The 16,821-nt window shown below is 44.7% G+C and carries 15 protein-coding genes and 1 other RNA gene; all 16 read right to left on the bottom strand.

The window, feature by feature from the left end:
• Nucleotides 1-216: 216 nt before the first annotated feature.
• Nucleotides 217-954 carry a Fic family protein gene (locus tag Q7P97_RS03315; protein WP_303966543.1) on the bottom strand — a complete coding sequence of 246 codons (738 nt, stop codon included), beginning with the start codon at nt 952-954 and terminating at the stop codon, nt 217-219.
• 197 nt (nt 955-1,151) lie between these two features.
• Nucleotides 1,152-2,162 (bottom strand): Rpn family recombination-promoting nuclease/putative transposase, encoded by a 1,011-nt coding sequence (locus tag Q7P97_RS03310; protein WP_303966540.1) that lies wholly within the window; start codon nt 2,160-2,162, stop codon nt 1,152-1,154.
• Between the two features lie 95 nt (nt 2,163-2,257).
• Nucleotides 2,258-2,617: a transfer-messenger RNA gene (gene ssrA, locus Q7P97_RS03305) on the bottom strand.
• Between the two features lie 90 nt (nt 2,618-2,707).
• Nucleotides 2,708-3,175, bottom strand: coding sequence for an SsrA-binding protein SmpB (gene smpB, locus Q7P97_RS03300; RefSeq protein ID WP_085131562.1), 468 nt, complete (start codon nt 3,173-3,175; stop codon nt 2,708-2,710).
• Nucleotides 3,176-3,217: 42 nt separating this feature from the next.
• Complete coding sequence (rnr, locus tag Q7P97_RS03295; protein WP_303966598.1) at nt 3,218-5,563, bottom strand: ribonuclease R; 2,346 nt, start codon at nt 5,561-5,563, stop codon at nt 3,218-3,220.
• A gap of 282 nt (nt 5,564-5,845) precedes the next feature.
• Nucleotides 5,846-6,592 carry an alpha/beta hydrolase gene (locus Q7P97_RS03290; RefSeq protein ID WP_303966534.1) on the bottom strand — a complete coding sequence of 249 codons (747 nt, stop codon included), beginning with the start codon at nt 6,590-6,592 and terminating at the stop codon, nt 5,846-5,848.
• Between the two features lie 60 nt (nt 6,593-6,652).
• Complete coding sequence (secG, locus tag Q7P97_RS03285) at nt 6,653-6,880, bottom strand: preprotein translocase subunit SecG (RefSeq protein ID WP_085426945.1); 228 nt, start codon at nt 6,878-6,880, stop codon at nt 6,653-6,655.
• A gap of 111 nt (nt 6,881-6,991) precedes the next feature.
• On the bottom strand, nt 6,992-8,287 hold the full coding sequence (eno, locus tag Q7P97_RS03280) for a phosphopyruvate hydratase (protein WP_303966532.1): 1,296 nt from the start codon (nt 8,285-8,287) through the stop codon (nt 6,992-6,994).
• A gap of 12 nt (nt 8,288-8,299) precedes the next feature.
• Nucleotides 8,300-9,826, bottom strand: coding sequence for a 2,3-bisphosphoglycerate-independent phosphoglycerate mutase (gene gpmI / locus Q7P97_RS03275; RefSeq protein WP_303966530.1), 1,527 nt, complete (start codon nt 9,824-9,826; stop codon nt 8,300-8,302).
• On the bottom strand, nt 9,816-10,580 hold the full coding sequence (gene tpiA, locus Q7P97_RS03270) for a triose-phosphate isomerase (RefSeq protein ID WP_303966528.1): 765 nt from the start codon (nt 10,578-10,580) through the stop codon (nt 9,816-9,818). The genes gpmI and tpiA overlap by 11 nt, the downstream gene beginning before the upstream one ends.
• Before the next feature lie 12 nt (nt 10,581-10,592).
• Nucleotides 10,593-11,780: a phosphoglycerate kinase gene (locus tag Q7P97_RS03265; protein ID WP_303966526.1), complete on the bottom strand. Its 1,188-nt coding sequence runs from the start codon at nt 11,778-11,780 to the stop codon at nt 10,593-10,595.
• Nucleotides 11,781-11,912: 132 nt separating this feature from the next.
• Entirely contained in the window at nt 11,913-12,920 is a 1,008-nt protein-coding gene (gene gap / locus Q7P97_RS03260) for a type I glyceraldehyde-3-phosphate dehydrogenase (protein WP_303966524.1), read from the bottom strand.
• Between the two features lie 257 nt (nt 12,921-13,177).
• Nucleotides 13,178-14,209, bottom strand: coding sequence for a sugar-binding transcriptional regulator (locus tag Q7P97_RS03255; protein ID WP_085426951.1), 1,032 nt, complete (start codon nt 14,207-14,209; stop codon nt 13,178-13,180).
• A gap of 126 nt (nt 14,210-14,335) precedes the next feature.
• The gene (locus Q7P97_RS03250; RefSeq protein ID WP_303966520.1) at nt 14,336-14,569 is read right to left on the bottom strand and encodes a glutaredoxin family protein; all 234 of its coding nucleotides are present in this window, start codon (nt 14,567-14,569) and stop codon (nt 14,336-14,338) included.
• A gap of 781 nt (nt 14,570-15,350) precedes the next feature.
• Nucleotides 15,351-16,145: a TPM domain-containing protein gene (locus Q7P97_RS03245; RefSeq protein WP_303966518.1), complete on the bottom strand. Its 795-nt coding sequence runs from the start codon at nt 16,143-16,145 to the stop codon at nt 15,351-15,353.
• Entirely contained in the window at nt 16,142-16,720 is a 579-nt protein-coding gene (locus Q7P97_RS03240; RefSeq protein ID WP_085426954.1) for a LemA family protein, read from the bottom strand. Before Q7P97_RS03240 ends, Q7P97_RS03245 begins: the two co-directional genes overlap by 4 nt.
• Nucleotides 16,721-16,821: the final 101 nt, after the last annotated feature.

The raw sequence follows: 16,821 nt of genomic DNA, 5'->3' as shown, positions 1-16,821 counted from the left end.
CATGATAGTACCCTAAAGAAAAGGGACGGAACTATATAGCTATTTAGATCTTTATTAAAAGGTATCAGGTCCTTATACCACTCTAGTTTCACTGCTGAATTGTTTCTGATTTTTGTTGGGACGTGGTGCCGTAATTCATTACAATTCTGAATTGCTTTCAAGTTGAGTAAGGATGAAGTACCTGAGTTTAGTCATGACGTTAGGGAAGCAATCTTACTAACCGATAAACCCTAAATACCGTTCCAATTCCAACTCTTCATAATCCACTACAAACTCCACAACCCCCTTATAATCCCCTGTAACAGCAGCCCGATCCAACAACGCATAATATTCAAACCGGCGCTCTGTCTCAATAATAACCGGTAAATAACCTGATCGTACCAGCTCTAAATTCAATAACAAACGGGCCGTTCTGCCATTGCCATCAGTGAATGGATGAATATTTACAAACTTACTGTGAAGAATCGCAGCTCTTTCCACTGGATGTAAACCTGCGGCAGCATTATACCACTCAATCAAATCCGTCATTAACTGCGGAACTACTACAGCATCAGGTGGCGTATGAGAGGCACCTGAAATGATCACATTCTGCTCTCTATATTTTCCAGCATTAGCTCTGTCTATTGAATGCAAGACGATGCCATGCAATTCTTTAATCACCATTTCCGAGAAAGGCTGATCTTGCTGCACGATTTCTTCAGCAACTAAAATTGCTTCCTTATGATTTATAGCTTCTAAATGTTCTCTCATGGATTTACCGGCAATAACTATGCCGTCCTCCAGCACTGCCTTCGTTTCATAAACCGATAATCTATTCCCCTCAATCGCATTGGAGTGATATGTACTTTTAATTATAAAATCTTCGTTCAGGCTTCTAGTCAGTTCTTTTGAAAAAGGTCGTAGTTGATCGAGGTTCTTTTTAATCAATGTGAGTCGATACAGTTTTTCATTCATAAATATTACCTCTCCTAATAAAAATAAGAGATATCACACAAGAGCATTCCCTTGTAAAATATCCCTTACTAACTATTACACCTTAATCTCATAATGGAGACGCAGGAGTCGAAACCATGTCTGTAGGCTCTGCTGTTTTAGCGTCCACAACTATAGATTGTCTGTTTATTTTTATAAGAAAACCCTCATCAAAAACCTTACCGAATATATTTCCAAACATCCTCAACAGATTCATAACGGAAAATATTGGACAACAACAGTCCCAATGCAATCGAGTCTGCCTCCATAATGGCTTCCTTAATATCCAACGGTAATTTACCAAATCTCTCGGTTAATTGGTTAGCAGCAACTTCCGCCAGTGCTTCCTCTTTACCAATTTGTTTCCCCTTTTCAATTCCCTTTTGAATTCCTTCTTCTCTCCACTGATCTGCCAACGTCATAGCTAACTCACTTCCTTCTGGAAAATTGTTTTCTACTTCCCGTACGATCATCGTAATATCTCTTTTAGTCAATGCTCTGCCGGCACTGAGAACATAACGCATAATAGTTTCAAAATAACCGATACCACTTTCCTTGTTATCTAATTCCTCCAAGTAATACACAGCACGCAAAATTGACTGCCGTAGCTTCGTTGATTCACCCGAATGAATATCACGAAGTAGCGTAAGCACGATACGCGTTTGTGCTATTCCCTTGATGTCTTCATCTTTATATGAGGATATATCATAAATTAAGTATTCGAAGTTAGGTACTAATTTTTGGGCCTCTATCGGCAATTGGTCGTACCCGTTCAACATACTTCCTAGGTTCGTGGATTTATTCCATTCCGTTCTACCATGGTAAATCACAAGGGGAATGACTACCGGAAGTTCTTTGACATGTTCTTTGTTTCTTTTAAGATCCCATATTTCCGTCATGTATTTCAATAACTGAAAAGCAATTCCACCATCGATATAACTTTTATGCTCAAAGAGGAAATACAGATACCCTTCTTTGCCGTCAATTTCAGCACTGAAGAGTAAATCGGAGAAGTTTTCTTCAAGACTTGAGTTGATAAAACTATCTTTTTCAAGTTGCAGTGAAGCAAGATCAATAACTTCCATCACCGCCACCGGTAAATAGTTTGCAAGGAAGTCTTTGGCCACTTCGGTATTCCCCATGCTTTCTTTAAAAAACTTATCGTGCGGGTTTTGAATTTTCACAAGCATTCTCTCCTTCGAAAATACTTAAACTAAAAAGGATATTTGATCAGCCAGTTATGCAGCTAAATCAAATATCCTTCAAGTAAAACACCTTAATCTCATAATGGAGACGGTGGGAGTCGAACCCACGTCCAAAGGCTCTGCTACTTCAGCGTCTACGCGTGTAGATTGATAATTAGGTTTCGCGCAAGCATTCTGCCATCAATCAGGGCGTCCTGTGCGCTATTCCGGGAATCTCTTATGACACCCTCAGAATGCAGATGTCATCGTAGCTCACTATAAGTGAACCTTACGCCTCCACATGAGCGATGGAAACGGAAGGTAGATTCAACAGCTTACGCTGCGAATGCTAGGTTGTTGTTTGTTTTGCCAGTTATTATTAACTGTCGTTTCTGACGGAGACGATCCCTCCGACGCGCGGCTCAAGCCCAGACCACCCCTGTCGAATCCGTAACGTCCCCGAAGGAAAGTCCGGAACCCAGGCCCGTTTCACTTAAAACGGCGGGTCGTACTTGATACTTCATCTAGTATATAATAAATCGGCTCGCTTATCAATCTTGTTGATTGGATTTGAATACTCGCTGCATATCACGCTTATGCTCTTTTTCTTTCAAGTCTTGGCGCTTATCATAGAGTTTCTTCCCTTTACCGACACCGATCAATACTTTAGCGAAGCCATTTTTAATATACATTTTCAACGGGATGATCGAATATCCTTGTTCTTTCATCGTGCCTGCGAGTGAAGCAATCTGTTTTTTGTGCAAAAGTAATTTCCGCACGCGGACAGGATCATGGTTATGAATATTTCCTTGTTCATATGGACTGATGTGCATATTCGACAACCATGCTTCGTTATTACGGATTAATATAAAGGCATCACGCAACTGGACTTTCCCTTTGCGGATCGATTTAATTTCCGTTCCTTTTAACACGATTCCTGCTTCAATCGTCTCTTCAATTGCGTAATCAAAATTCGCCTTTTTATTGACGGCGAGTACTTTACCGGTTCCTTTGGCCATGCAACTTCCTCCCTGACAGAAGACCGGAGACGCGCTCCAGTCTTATTTTTTCTTCGGTCGTTTCTTAGATTTCTTTGGCATACCTTCGTAAAACTTACGCTTCGGCTTTTCATGCTTTTTATTGCGCTTGTCGCCGTCGCTCTTCGCTCCGCCACCCGCACGAGGTTTAGAAGAATCAGCACCTTGCCCTTTGCTTCTTCCACGTCCTGCGCCTTGGCCTCGGCTCTTGCCTCTGCCAGATTGAATGACTTTCGGCGTTTCTTTACGAGAGCCTCTAAAGCTTTCTTTCATTCCAACGATTTCGAAGTCGACTGATTGTTCTTCTGGCTTAACAGAAGTCACACGCACTTTCACTTCGTCTCCGATACGGTATTGTTTCGCTGTACGTTCTCCGATCATCATCATTTGGCGATCGTCGAAGCGGTAATAGTCGTCGTTCATGTTCTTGACATGCACAAGTCCTTCTACTGTATTTTCAAGCTCAACAAAGATCCCGAAGTTCGTAACAGAAGAAATAACACCTTCAAACTCTTCCCCGATTTTATCCAACATAAACTGTGCTTTCTTCAGTGCGTTCGTATCACGCTCTGCATCGACTGCACGGCGTTCACGTTCTGACGTGTGTTTCGCAATCTCAGGTAGTGTCGCAGACCAGTGTGCAACCGTTTGTGCCGAAACGTCTTTATTGAATAAATACGTACGGATTAGACGATGAACGATCAAGTCTGGATATCTTCTGATCGGTGCGGTGAAGTGTGTGTAGTAGTCCGTTGACAAACCGAAGTGTCCGATGCTGTCTTCGAAATATTTCGCTTGTTGCATCGAACGCAATAGCATCGTCGAGATCAGCGATTGTTCTGGCATTCCTTCGATTTCTGCAATGATGTCCTGCAATGCGCTGGAATCGACTTTTTTACCCGATCCCTTCACTACGATTCCGAATGTCGTTAAGAACTCGAAGAAGCGCTGTAGTTTCTCTTCTTTTGGATCTTCGTGGATTCGGTAGAGGAACGGTACTTTCATTTTGTCGAAGTGCTCTGCAACTGTTTCATTGGCAGCTAGCATGAATTCCTCGATTAGACGTTCAGATACTGTACGCTCGATAATGACGATATCTTTCGGCCAACCTTCTTCATCTACAAGAATTTTGGATTCTTTGAAGTCGAAGTCGATAGCGCCACGATCTTTACGCTTCTGACGGAAGTTCCCAGCCAGTTTTGCCATATCGTTTAACATCGGCACGATTTCTTCGTATTTCTTCGATAGTTCTTCATCTTGGTGCTCGATGATTTGGTACACTTCATCATAGGTCATACGGTAGCTTGAATTAATGACACTTGGATAGATCTCATGATCAATCACTTTACCGTTTGCATCGACTTTCATTTCGCAAGTGAGAGTCAAACGATCTTCCCCTGCATTCAATGAACAGATGCCGTTTGACAAACGATGCGGTAACATCGGAATGACGCGGTCGGTTAGATAGACACTCGTACCACGGTCTGCAGCTTCTACATCCATTGGCGAGTTCTCCGTGACGTAGTAACTAACGTCTGAAATATGCACAAATAGACGATAGGATCCGTTGTCTTCTTTGAAGACCGAAATCGCATCATCCAAGTCTTTTGCATCGGCACCGTCAATGGTCATCGTCAGTTCTTTGCGTAAGTCTCTACGGCCTTCGAAGTCTTCTGGCTGAACTGTCGTCGGTACGCTTGTCGCGTGTTCCATGACGTCTTCAGGGAAATCGACTGCAATGCCGTGCTTGTGAATGATCGATAGAATGTCTACACCCGGATCATTTTTATGTCCGAGAATTTTTGTGATCATACCCGTTGCATTGTTTTCATCAGTTGGCCAGTTCGTAATTTCTGCAATGACTTTCTGACCGTCTACCGCTTCGAGTGAATGACCTTTTTCGATATATAAATCCATCGGTAATTTTTTATCATCGGGTAAGACGAAACCGTATCCTTCGTGTGCTTGATACGTTCCGACAAGTTGTGACGTTTTGCGTTCGACAACTTTCGTAATGACTCCTTCGCGACGATCGCCGAATGAGCTGCCTGACACACGTACTAAGACGATATCGCCGTTCATGGCGCTGTTGATTTCATGGGGTGGGATGAAGACGTCATCGCCCTCTACCTCTTCTGGCACGACGAAGCCGAAGCCTTTTGCGTGACCGATGAATTTCCCACGGATGAGGTTCATTTGTTCAGGCAAGCCGTATCGGTTGTTGCGTGAACGAACGATTTTCCCGCTTTGCTCGAGTTGTACGAGCATTTTTACTAGATCTTTAAATTCGTCTGCCTCTGTCAATCCGAGTGCTTCTTCGATTTCGTGGACTGTAGACGGCATGTAGGATTTTTCTTTTAGTAAAGACATAACCCGTTCTTGTAACTCTTTTATATTTGGTTCCAAACAATCATCTCCTCCTTTTGTTTCTATAAAGTAAGTTGGTATAAACGTTGATTTCCGTTCCAGGCGGACGCGTTCCGCGGGCACGGCTTCAATCTCCTCGTCCGCTTCGCTACCTGCGGGGCTTTCAGCTCGCGCTGTTCCCGCTGGAGTCGCCGCCTTCCACTACAATCAACTGAGTGTCCTTTTAAAAGGTGATTACTAGTAAGGACTGAAGTTCAACTTCTTTAGTTATATCTTCCCCTGTTTTCACTCTTGCCAATCAAGGGATTCTAAGAATTTTAGTATATTTTCGTGAAGTTGTGCTTTTTCGGGACCGAGTGTTATGACGTGCCCGGATTCTTCGTACCATTGTAGTTCTTTGTCTGTAGACTCTGCTTCGTCGTAGATGATTTGTGCAGAGTTCGGATCGATTACGTCGTCGTGACGTGATTGGACGACGAGTAATGGTGTGTAGATGCAGTCGACTTTGTTTCGTACGCTTTGAACCATCGATTGTAAGCCGTCGAGGCCTGGCATGGACTTCGTTTTCAAGTCGTCCATTTCCTCTTTGATTTGTTCATCGGAAAGACCTGCGAACTTTTTGTAGTCGCGTGCGTATTTCAGTACACCTGACCACATGAGATCGGTTGTTTTCATCGACATCGGCGCACACATTGTGACGATGCCTTTTAGCGGAAATTGTGTTGCGAGTCTCAATGAAAATACGCCACCGAGCGATAATCCCGCCACCGCAATCTCTTCATATCCTGCCTCTTTTAGTTGATTATATGCATCCAAGACATCTTCCCACCACTGGTCAGGATTTGTCTTGATCAATTCTTCAGGTGGCACACCATGTCCACGGTAATGTGGTGCCAGTGACGTGTAATTATGTTTTTCAAGGAAGCGTCCGAGCATCCGCACGTCCGCCGATGTTCCTGTGAAACCATGCAACAGTAATACCGCACGTTTTCCATGTTCAAAAAAGAATGGCTTCGGTTGAGCAATTCGCATGTCTTTCGTTCCTTTCTACGAAAAGCGCCTGACCGTTCAAACATGGTCAGGCGCTTCCATTTATATTTTCATAATCGCAATGGTTAGGACAAAAAATAAGACAGATAAGACGATTGTCGCTCTTTGTAGAACGAGATCCAATCCACGTGCTTTTTGTTTACCGAAAAGTTGCTCTGCCCCTCCGGAGATGGCTCCTGACAGTCCCGCACTCTTACCGGATTGCAATAAAACGACTACTATTAATGCTATAGCTACGACTATCAGCGATGCTGTTAAAACGGCATGCATGTTTTTCCACCTCCAAAAATAGCAAGTTACAACATTTCTATTCTACCAAAGCAAGTCTCTCGGCACAACCTTTTGTTGCGAATTATGCCGAGTGACCTGTAACGAACGCTATTATTTGTTTATATTATAGAACGTGTCTTTACCCAAGTACTGCGCTGTTTCGAATAACTGATCTTCGATACGAAGCAATTGGTTGTACTTCGCTACCCGATCCGAACGAGAAGGTGCACCCGTTTTGATTTGGCCAGCGTTTGTAGCGACTGCGATATCTGCGATCGTTACGTCTTCTGTTTCACCTGAACGGTGAGAGATAACAGCTGTGTAGCCTGCGCGTTTCGCCATTTCAATCGCATCGAATGTTTCTGTCAATGTACCGATCTGGTTCACTTTGATGAGGATCGAGTTACCGATTCCTTCTTTGATTCCGCGTGCCAACTTCTCCGTATTTGTAACGAATAGATCGTCACCTACTAATTGCACTTTATCGCCAAGACGATCTGTCAATAGCTTGTGGCCATCCCAGTCGTTTTCATCCAAGCCGTCTTCAATAGATACGATTGGATATTTTTCGCAAAGCTCTTCATACCACGTAACCATCTCTTCAGATGTTTTACGGATATCTTCACCTGCAAGGTAGTAGTTGTTCTGTTCTTTATCGAAGAACTCGGAGGATGCCACGTCCATTGCGAGCACGATATCTTCGCCTGCTTTATAGCCTGCTTTTTCGATCGCTACAATGATCGTCGATAATGCTTCTTCGTTAGAAGCCAAGTTCGGAGCAAATCCGCCTTCGTCTCCAACTGAAGTGCTCAAGCCTTTTTCATGTAGAACAGATTTTAGGCTGTGGAAGATTTCTGCGCCCATGCGTAGTGCATGACGGAATGATTCCGCGCCAACTGGCATGATCATGAATTCCTGGATGTCGACGTTGTTATCTGCGTGCTCTCCGCCGTTTAGGATATTCATCATCGGTACCGGTAATTGCTTCGCGTTGAATCCACCTAGGTATTGGTATAACGGAACATCTAGGTAATCTGCTGCTGCGTGTGCAACGGCCATCGATACACCAAGAATTGCGTTTGCGCCCAGTTTGCCTTTATTATCTGTACCGTCTAGATCGAGCAATGCTCTATCGATGACTACTTGATCCAAAACAGAATAATTTTCTTCCAGTTCTGAAGAGATGACTTCATTGACGTGATCTACTGCCTTCAGTACACCTTTACCGTTGTAACGATTGTCATCGCCGTCACGTAGTTCTACCGCTTCATGCTCTCCAGTCGATGCACCCGATGGTACGATCGCACGTCCAAAGGCACCGCTTTCTGTGAATACTTCTACTTCTACAGTTGGATTGCCTCGTGAATCTAGTACTTCTCTAGCTTGAATGTGAGTAATGATTGGCATGAAGATCTCTCCTTAGAATAATGATTTTCCGGTCATTTCAACCGGTTGTGGAATTCCTAACATTTTTAACATGGTCGGTGCCAAGTCTGCAAGAATACCGTCTGTACGCAACACCACATCTGGATTCGTGACAATAACCGGCACAGGATTGGTCGTGTGCGCTGTCATCGGTTGTCCACCCATTGTGGTGACTTCGTCCGCATTGCCGTGATCCGCTGTGATGATAGCTGATCCGCCTTTTGCAGATAAGGCATCTATGATTCGGCCGAGACATTCGTCGACCGTTTCAATCGCTTTAACAGTTGGCGCTAGCATTCCGCTGTGGCCTACCATATCCGGGTTCGCGAAGTTCAAGATTATGGCGTCTTGTCGTTCCGCTTCGATTTCTGCAATTAACGCATCTGTTACTTCATATGCGCTCATTTCAGGTTTCAAATCATACGTCGCGACTTTTGGCGAATTGATCAGAATGCGGGTTTCCCCTTCAAACGTCTCTTCGCGTCCGCCACTCATAAAGAACGTCACATGTGGATACTTTTCTGTTTCCGCAATGCGCAATTGACGCTTGCCTTGGTCTTCTAGCACTTCACCGATTGTTTTCGTTAAATTGACATTGTGGAATACAATATCTGCTACTACATCATCATTATAATGCGTAAAGCCGACAAAATGTAAGTCCGTAAATTTTTTGACGCCTCTGTTGAAACCATCAAAGCCCGGTTGCGTTAACGCGCGTGACATTTGGATGGCACGGTCTGGACGGAAATTGAAGAAAATCACTGCGTCTCCATTTTCAATCATCGCTACCGGTTTGCCATCTTGTTGAATAACAAACGGCTCAACAAACTCATCATGTATTTCTTCGGCATAAGAAGCTCTGACTCCTTCTTCTGCCGATTGACAATGTGGTCCGATCCCGTAGACCATCGCGTCATACGTCTTTTGTACACGATCCCAGCGCTTATCGCGGTCCATTGCAAAATATCTACCCGATACAGTCGCGATTTGTCCCACTCCGACTTCTTCCATGACATCTTCTGTACGTTTGATATATGGAAGTGCCGTCGTCGGTCCAACATCACGTCCGTCAAGGAATGCATGCAAGTAGACACGCTCTACACCGTGTTCTTTCGCCATTTTCAATAAAGCGAATAAATGCTCATAGTGGCTGTGAACACCACCGTCAGATAGCAAGCCCATGACGTGAAGTGCAGAACCTTTTGTCTTCACATGCTCCATCGTCTCAAGTAACGTCGCATTGTCGAAAAACTCGCCTTCGCGAATCGACTTATTAATACGCGTTAAACTTTGATAGACGATACGACCGGCACCGATATTCAAGTGCCCGACTTCAGAGTTCCCCATTTGTCCTTCTGGTAACCCTACCGCTTCTCCGCAAGCCGTCAATGTCGCATGCGGGTAGTTCTCCCACAGCAAATCAAAGTTCGGAATCTTAGAGTGTGCAACTGCGTTACCGTATGTTTCATCTCGTAAGCCAAACCCGTCCAAGATAATTAATGCGACCGGTTTATTCGACATGAGTTCCAGCCTCCACCAATTTGACGAATGCTGCCGGATCAAGACTTGCTCCCCCAACCAATGCGCCGTCAATATTGTCTTTGCTCAGTAATTCTGCAATGTTTTCTGGTTTTACACTGCCACCGTATTGAATGCGAATTGCATCTGACACGTCTTTTGTGTACAGTGTTTCGACTTTATGACGAATCGCAGCGCATACTTCATTGGCATCGTCAGCCGTTGCTGTTTTGCCTGTGCCAATCGCCCAAATCGGTTCATACGCAATGACTGCTTGCTTCGCTTGTTCCGCCGTCACACCACTGAATGCTTTTTCGACTTGCGCTGAAACGATCGAAACCGTTTCATGTGCATCGCGCTCTTCCAATGTTTCGCCTACGCAAACAATCGGTACTAAGTGATGATCGAATGCTGCCCGTACTTTTTTATTAACGCTTTCGTCTGTTTCATTGAAATACTGACGACGTTCCGAATGTCCAAGAATGACATAGTCTATGCCTACGTTTTCAAGCATCGCCGGACTGATTTCCCCTGTAAATGCTCCTTCGACGGTATCATGCATCGTTTGAGCACCTACTTTGATCGCAGTCGTTTCAAAACGTTGTAGTAAATCATTCAAATACAACGCCGGTGGACAAATGACCGCCTCGACGTGATCGGATGGCTTGAGTTGTTCTTTGATCTGTTCCGCAAAATCTGCAGCTTCGTTAGAAAGTTTGAACATTTTCCAGTTGCCCGCAATTATTCGTTTTCTCAAAAGAAACCCTCCTTATTCTTGATCTTCTAATACAGCTACTCCTGGCAATTCTTTGCCTTCCATGAACTCGAGTGAAGCACCGCCACCAGTAGATACGTGATCCATTTGGTCTGCTACTTCAAACTTTTCAACAGCTGCTGCAGAGTCTCCCCCGCCAATTACTGTATAAGCAGTTGTTTCTGCCATAGCGTCCGCTACTGTTTTCGTCCCGTTTGCGAATGGTTCCATTTCGAACACACCCATCGGCCCGTTCCAGATCACGAACTTCGAGTCTTTGATGACTTGCTTGTAACGCTCTGCTGTTTCCGGTCCGATATCTAGCCCCATCCAACCTTCTGTAATGTCTTCTACAGAAACCGTTTTCGTCTCTGCATCCGCCGCAAATTTATTCGCTACGACTGCATCTGTCGGCAAGTACAGATTTACTGCTTTTTGCTTCGCCTTTTCAATGAACGACTTAGCTAGTTCTACTTTATCCTCTTCTACTAATGAATCTCCAGTTTCATGACCTTGTGCACGTGTGAAGGTATACGACAGTCCGCCACCGATCAACAAGTTATCGACTTTATCCAATAAATTATCAATGACACCAATCTTATCTTTCACTTTCGCGCCGCCAATGATTGCTGTGAACGGACGCTCTGGATGAGACAATGCTTTTCCGAGGACATCCAATTCTTTCTCTAGCAAGAAGCCAAGAACACCGGGTATGTACTCCGCAATTCCAGCAGTAGAAGCGTGTGCACGGTGAGCTGTTCCAAATGCATCATTGACAAAAACGTCTGCCAAATCAGCAAATTTCTTGGACAGTTCTGCGTCATTCTTCTCTTCGCCTGGATTGAAGCGAACGTTTTCCAACAAGATCACGTCGCCGTCTTTCATTTCTGCGATCGCTTTTTCTACTTCTTCACCGATTGAAGAATCTAGCTTTTTCACTGTTTTGCCAAGAAGCTCAGACAATTTATCGCCAGCAGGTGTCAAACGCATCTCTTCATTTACTTCACCTTTGGGACGTCCCAGGTGGCTGGCTAAAATAACCTTTGCTCCTTCGTTCGTCATATATTCAATTGTAGGAACAGCCGCTCTGATGCGTGTATCATCCGTTACCTTTCCATTTTCCATCGGTACGTTGAAATCCACGCGGCAAAATACGCGTTGGCCATTCAATTTAATATCTTTAATCGTCTTTTTCGTCTTCATAAAGTAAGTCCTCCTTGGCTTAAATACAAAAAGAGGAACGGGTTCACCGTTCCTCTGACCCATATTTATTCATTATAATCGGTTACCTGTAGAATGGCTATGATTTATAACAGAATTGATGGTTTTCCCTTTTTATAGTCCTTGTTCGTTCATATAACGTGCCAAATCGATACAACGAGCAGAGTAACCCGACTCGTTATCGTACCAAGAAATAACTTTGACCATATTGCCTTCCATTACCATTGTAGACAAACCATCTACTGTGGTTGAAGCTGTATTACCATTGTAATCAACAGATACTAGTGGTAATTCACTAAAGAATAGAAGTCCTTTTAAATCGCCTTCTGAAGCTTCCTTCAACGCAGCGTTTACGTCTTCAACTGTTACTTCTTTTTCTAATTCCGACACAAAGTCCACAAGTGAAACGTTTGGAGTCGGTACACGCACTGCCATTCCGTCTAGTTTGCCTTTTAGTTCAGGAATGACTTTCGTTACAGCAGAAGCTGCACCCGTTGAAGTCGGGATCATCGACACGCCTGCCGCACGCGCACGTCGGTAGTCTTCGTGTGGAAGATCAAGAATCTTTTGGTCATTCGTGTACGAGTGAATCGTTGTCATCATTCCGCGTTTAACACCGAATGAATCGTTCAATACTTTAACGACAGGTGCTAAACAGTTTGTCGTACATGATGCGTTCGATACGATGTTGTCGCTCGCTGCATCATACGTTTCTTCGTTGACACCCATTACAAGTGTTGTCATTTCACCTTTAGCTGGAGCTGACAAGATAACTTTTTTCGCGCCTGCATCGATGTGCTTTTGTAGTCCTTCTTTCGTACGGAATACACCTGTACAGTCAACGACGATATCTACACCAAGGTCTTTCCAAGGTAGGTTCGCAGGGTCTTTTTCTGCAAATACGCTGATTTTCTTGCCATTGACATTGATCGATGATTCATCCGATTGCACGTCTGCGTCAAAGACACCGTGCACGGAGTCATATTTCAATAAATGTGCCAACATCGCTGCGTCTGTTAAGTCGTTGATCGCTACTACTTCCATATCTTCTGATGCAAATGCTTCTCGAAGTACCAATCGTCCAATTCGTCCAAATCCATTAATCGCTAATTTTACCGTCATCTTAAATCGCCTCCGTAAAATGGTTGTTATGTTTTCGCCTAATGCAAAAGTTAAATATAAGAATTCATGATTCCATAAGCACCGTTGATTTCCGTTCCAGGCGGACGCGTTCCGCGGGCACGGCTTCAATCTCCTCGTCCGCTTCGCTACCTGCGGGGCTTTCAGCTCGCGCTGTTCCCGCAGGAGTCGCCGCCTTCCACTACAATCAACTAAGTATTCTTTTAACAATTTAATTAAAACTTACATAGACGCTGTATCTACTTTTTCATAAGCGACAGCATATGTTCCGCTGCGCCTTCGTCTGTTACTAAAATAGTTTGGGACGGTGCACTTGCTAAGTACGACAGCAGTGCTTCCGCTTTGCTTGCTCCGCCGGCTACTGTGAACACGTGCGGAATGTCTTGCAGATGTTCCATTTGAATTCCGACTGTGCGGATTCGATGGACAATTTCACCTTGCTGGTTGAAATAAAAGCCGAATGCTTCTCCCTTTGCTTGACGATCCAGTAAAATCTGCTGTTCGTCTTCAGGAGAGTTTCGTAATACTGCCATTTTCGCCGCATTGCCGACACCGTGGATGACGCAATCCGTCTGGCTATATAACTCGAGCATCTCTTTTGCTGCTGGTTCATGCTGAAATACCGCATGCGCTTCTTCACTTAATGTGTCAGGATAATAAAATGCTTTGTATGTTGCATGACAACTTTCTGCAAACGAAGCTGCAATCATATTCGCTTGTAATCCAATTTCTTCCCCTACGCCACCTCTTGCTGCGATAAATTGCACATTGGGCAGTTCATCTTGCTGCATAAACGATGGAATCGCGGCTACTGTACTACCGCCAGTCACTGCAACGATTTCATTTCCTTTAATACGGGAACGAAACTGTTTTGCCGCTTGCATGCCAAGCAACTTTTTCGTCAAAGGTGAATCATCAGAATCTCCTTCTACTACATGTACTTTCAGAATGCCCAGACGCTCTGCTAATTCATTCGCAAGTTGACGTCTACCAGACCTTTCTTCCATCGTATCATGCAGCGCAAAGAGTACTTCTATACCTTTTTCCGTAGTTGAAACACCTTCTTTGGCAATATTCACCAATCCCTGCTCTTTCAATAAATCGAGCATCGTCCGTGTTTCCCTTTCGGAATAACCCGACACAGAACTAAGTGTTCTTCTGCCGACAGGACCCGACGCTTTAATCAGTTTCAACATGTGATATCGTTGTTCAATCAATAGCGGAAGTTCTGGTACAAGTGCGAGTTGCGCTTCCAAAAATGATAAGTTCACTCACATCACTCTTTTCAAGTGGGTTATTTTTGATCCCTTGATATTATTACTGTCCCACATAGTGTAAAAAAATACTATACACGTAGTATAGCATCTTGAAAATCAAAACACAATTAGAAAGCGTTTTCACTCGTCAATTAATTCCAAAACGTCAATATAGCCTATGTTCCCGTAGGTTCGCACACGTCCTTCGTGTTCAATAACCGGGATCATCAGCATGTATTTTTCATGGATTTCTTCATCTTCTTCTATATTAATGGTCTCCCACTCGAGCGGATGATCTTCCGCTACTAATTTAAGCATGCGCTCCGCTTCTTCGCACAGCTCGCAATTGGGTCTTGTGTAGAATGTAATGTGCATGTTAGGATTCACCTCGTTTTTTATTATGATGGCATGGATTGAGGCGGATTTCTAGTGAATTGCTTTTTTTGAGGGGTGTGTGGGTTTGTGGGCTATGAGCAGTTACGCGGCCGGATAGAGCGGATAACGTGTGGCTATGATCGGATACGTGGCGTGATAGAGCGGATAACTTCGTCGATAGAGCGTTCGCGGGAAGGCATAGAGCGGTCAACGCGATTCATTGAGCCGCGACCAGCAAACAGTCAGCGCAGCGACGACGTCAAGTGCGGAAAGAGAGATAGCGCGGCACATAGAATTCGTGGAGATCGGAATGTCGTGCCGCGGGCTTAGAGCGGTTACGCGGCTCAATAGAGCGGATAACGTATGGCTATGATCGGTTACGTGGCGCGATAGAGCGGATAACTTCGCGGATAGAGCGTTCGCGGGGATGCATAGAGCGGTTAACGCGATTCATTGAGCCGCGAGCAGCCAGCAACCAGCGCCGCGACCACGTCAAGTGCGGAAAGAGAGATGGCGCGGCACATAGAATTCGTAGAGATCGGAATGTCGTGCCGCGGGCTATGAGCGGTTACGCGGCTCAATAGAGCGGATAGCGAGTGGCTATGATCGGATATGTGGCGTGATAGAGCGGATAACTTTGTGGATAGAGCGGTCGCGGGGTGGCATAGAGCGGTCAACGCGATTCATTGAGCCGCGAGCCGCGGGCTTAAAGCAAAAACTCCTCCACAATCAAAAAAAGTGACGATAACCCGTTAAACGAGTTATCGTCACTTTCAAAGGCTTACCAGCTTCTGCCGGCGCCGCCTCCGCCACTGGAACCACCGCCGCCGAAGCCACCAAAGCCTCCACCGCCGCTGCTTCCGCCTCCGAAGCCGCCACCACCGCCTGGGAAGAATATTGGACCTCCACCCGATCTGCCACGTGGGCCGCCTCCTCTGCCACCCCTACCTCCGCCTCCGAAGAAGATGCGGAAGAGAATGTAGAGGACGATGACAATGATGAAGAAGTTGGGCATGCCGACATCTCCGTCGTCACTTCCCCCTTCAAGGTACGTGACGGGTAAGTCGTCGCCATCCAAACCATATTCTGCTGCGATTTCATTGTAGAACGCTTTATACGCTTCCATAATCGCGAGGTCTGGTTGTTCATTTCGTAAATATGGCATGGCCAGTTCATCAATGAAACGTCCTACCTTACCGTCAGGCAGCGCTCCTTCTAGACCGTAGCCAGTGAGCAAATAAAATTTACGTTCTATTCCTTGCGCTTCGTTTTTCTCAGTAGAAACGACTAGCAACGCACCATTTTCTAGCTTACTATCGCCCAATTTCAATTCACGAAATGTCCGTAATGCATAATCCTCTACAGGCTCGCCTTCAAGTGAATATACTGTACGTACCGCAAGTTCAGCTTTTGTCGCTGCCTGTAGTCTTATACCATATTGTTCTATTTCTGCCTCTTGTTCAGGTGATAAAATATTTGCTTCATCTACCACCACATCCGTAATCGCATGGGCTGTCGTAGTACCAGTAAGGGCAACTAGTAGGGCTACGAGGAACATGCAGAAACGGTTGATCACTTCTTGTCATCCCCAAAATCGACTGATGGCGGTTGTTGCGCCCCTTCGACCGCTTTGAAGTATTCTTTTTCATCGAATCCGAAGATGGATGCGACAATCTTGCCTGGGAAACGTTTTACTGTTCTGTTGAAGACTGAAACAACGTCGTTATAATCTTTACGCGCAACGGCGATACGATTTTCCGTACCGGCTAATTCATCCATTAACTGCTGGAAGTTTTGATTCGCTTTTAAATCTGGATAGTTTTCTACTACGACTAGTAAACGACTCAATGCACTCGATAGTTCTGAATCGGCTGCTGCTTGTTCTTCAGGACCTTGTGCTCCCGCCATTTTACTACGTGCGTTGGCAATGTTTTCGAGTACCTCTTTTTCATGTGAGGCATACCCTTTTACCGTATTGACCAAATTCGGGATTAAATCTACTCTGCGTTGTAGTTGCGTTTCGATTTGTGCATATGATTGATCTACGTCTTCTTCTAAATTCACTAATTTATTGTAAGAAGGTACGATCATAATCGCAGCTATAACAACTAGTACTATAATGGCTATAAGCGGACCAGCTAATTTCTTCATAGATCACTACTCCTTTCCTCATCTCTTTAGTATATCCTTACCCTTATTCTTTCACTCCCCAAACTTATAGTTGAAATTAATTAACTGGTAATAGTTGGGGG

The sequence above is a fragment of the Sporosarcina ureae genome, from assembly GCF_029267015.1.
GTDB classification, from domain to species: Bacteria; Bacillota; Bacilli; order Bacillales_A; family Planococcaceae; genus Sporosarcina; species Sporosarcina ureae_D.
The sequence above is the reverse complement of the archived record's forward strand: the minus strand, read 5'-3'. Positions and strand labels throughout refer to the sequence as shown.

Coding starts and splice junctions, on each gene's coding strand:
- Q7P97_RS03315 (WP_303966543.1), bottom strand. CDS start 954: ATGAATGAAAAACTGTATCGACTCACATTGATTAAAAAGAACCTCGAT.
- Q7P97_RS03310 (WP_303966540.1), bottom strand. CDS start 2,162: ATGCTTGTGAAAATTCAAAACCCGCACGATAAGTTTTTTAAAGAAAGC.
- smpB (WP_085131562.1), bottom strand. CDS start 3,175: ATGGCCAAAGGAACCGGTAAAGTACTCGCCGTCAATAAAAAGGCGAAT.
- rnr (WP_303966598.1), bottom strand. CDS start 5,563: ATGTCTTTACTAAAAGAAAAATCCTACATGCCGTCTACAGTCCACGAA.
- Q7P97_RS03290 (WP_303966534.1), bottom strand. CDS start 6,592: ATGCGAATTGCTCAACCGAAGCCATTCTTTTTTGAACATGGAAAACGT.
- secG (WP_085426945.1), bottom strand. CDS start 6,880: ATGCATGCCGTTTTAACAGCATCGCTGATAGTCGTAGCTATAGCATTA.
- eno (WP_303966532.1), bottom strand. CDS start 8,287: ATGCCAATCATTACTCACATTCAAGCTAGAGAAGTACTAGATTCACGA.
- gpmI (WP_303966530.1), bottom strand. CDS start 9,826: ATGTCGAATAAACCGGTCGCATTAATTATCTTGGACGGGTTTGGCTTA.
- Q7P97_RS03265 (WP_303966526.1), bottom strand. CDS start 11,780: ATGAAGACGAAAAAGACGATTAAAGATATTAAATTGAATGGCCAACGC.
- gap (WP_303966524.1), bottom strand. CDS start 12,920: ATGACGGTAAAATTAGCGATTAATGGATTTGGACGAATTGGACGATTG.
- Q7P97_RS03250 (WP_303966520.1), bottom strand. CDS start 14,569: ATGCACATTACATTCTACACAAGACCCAATTGCGAGCTGTGCGAAGAA.
- Q7P97_RS03240 (WP_085426954.1), bottom strand. CDS start 16,720: ATGAAGAAATTAGCTGGTCCGCTTATAGCCATTATAGTACTAGTTGTT.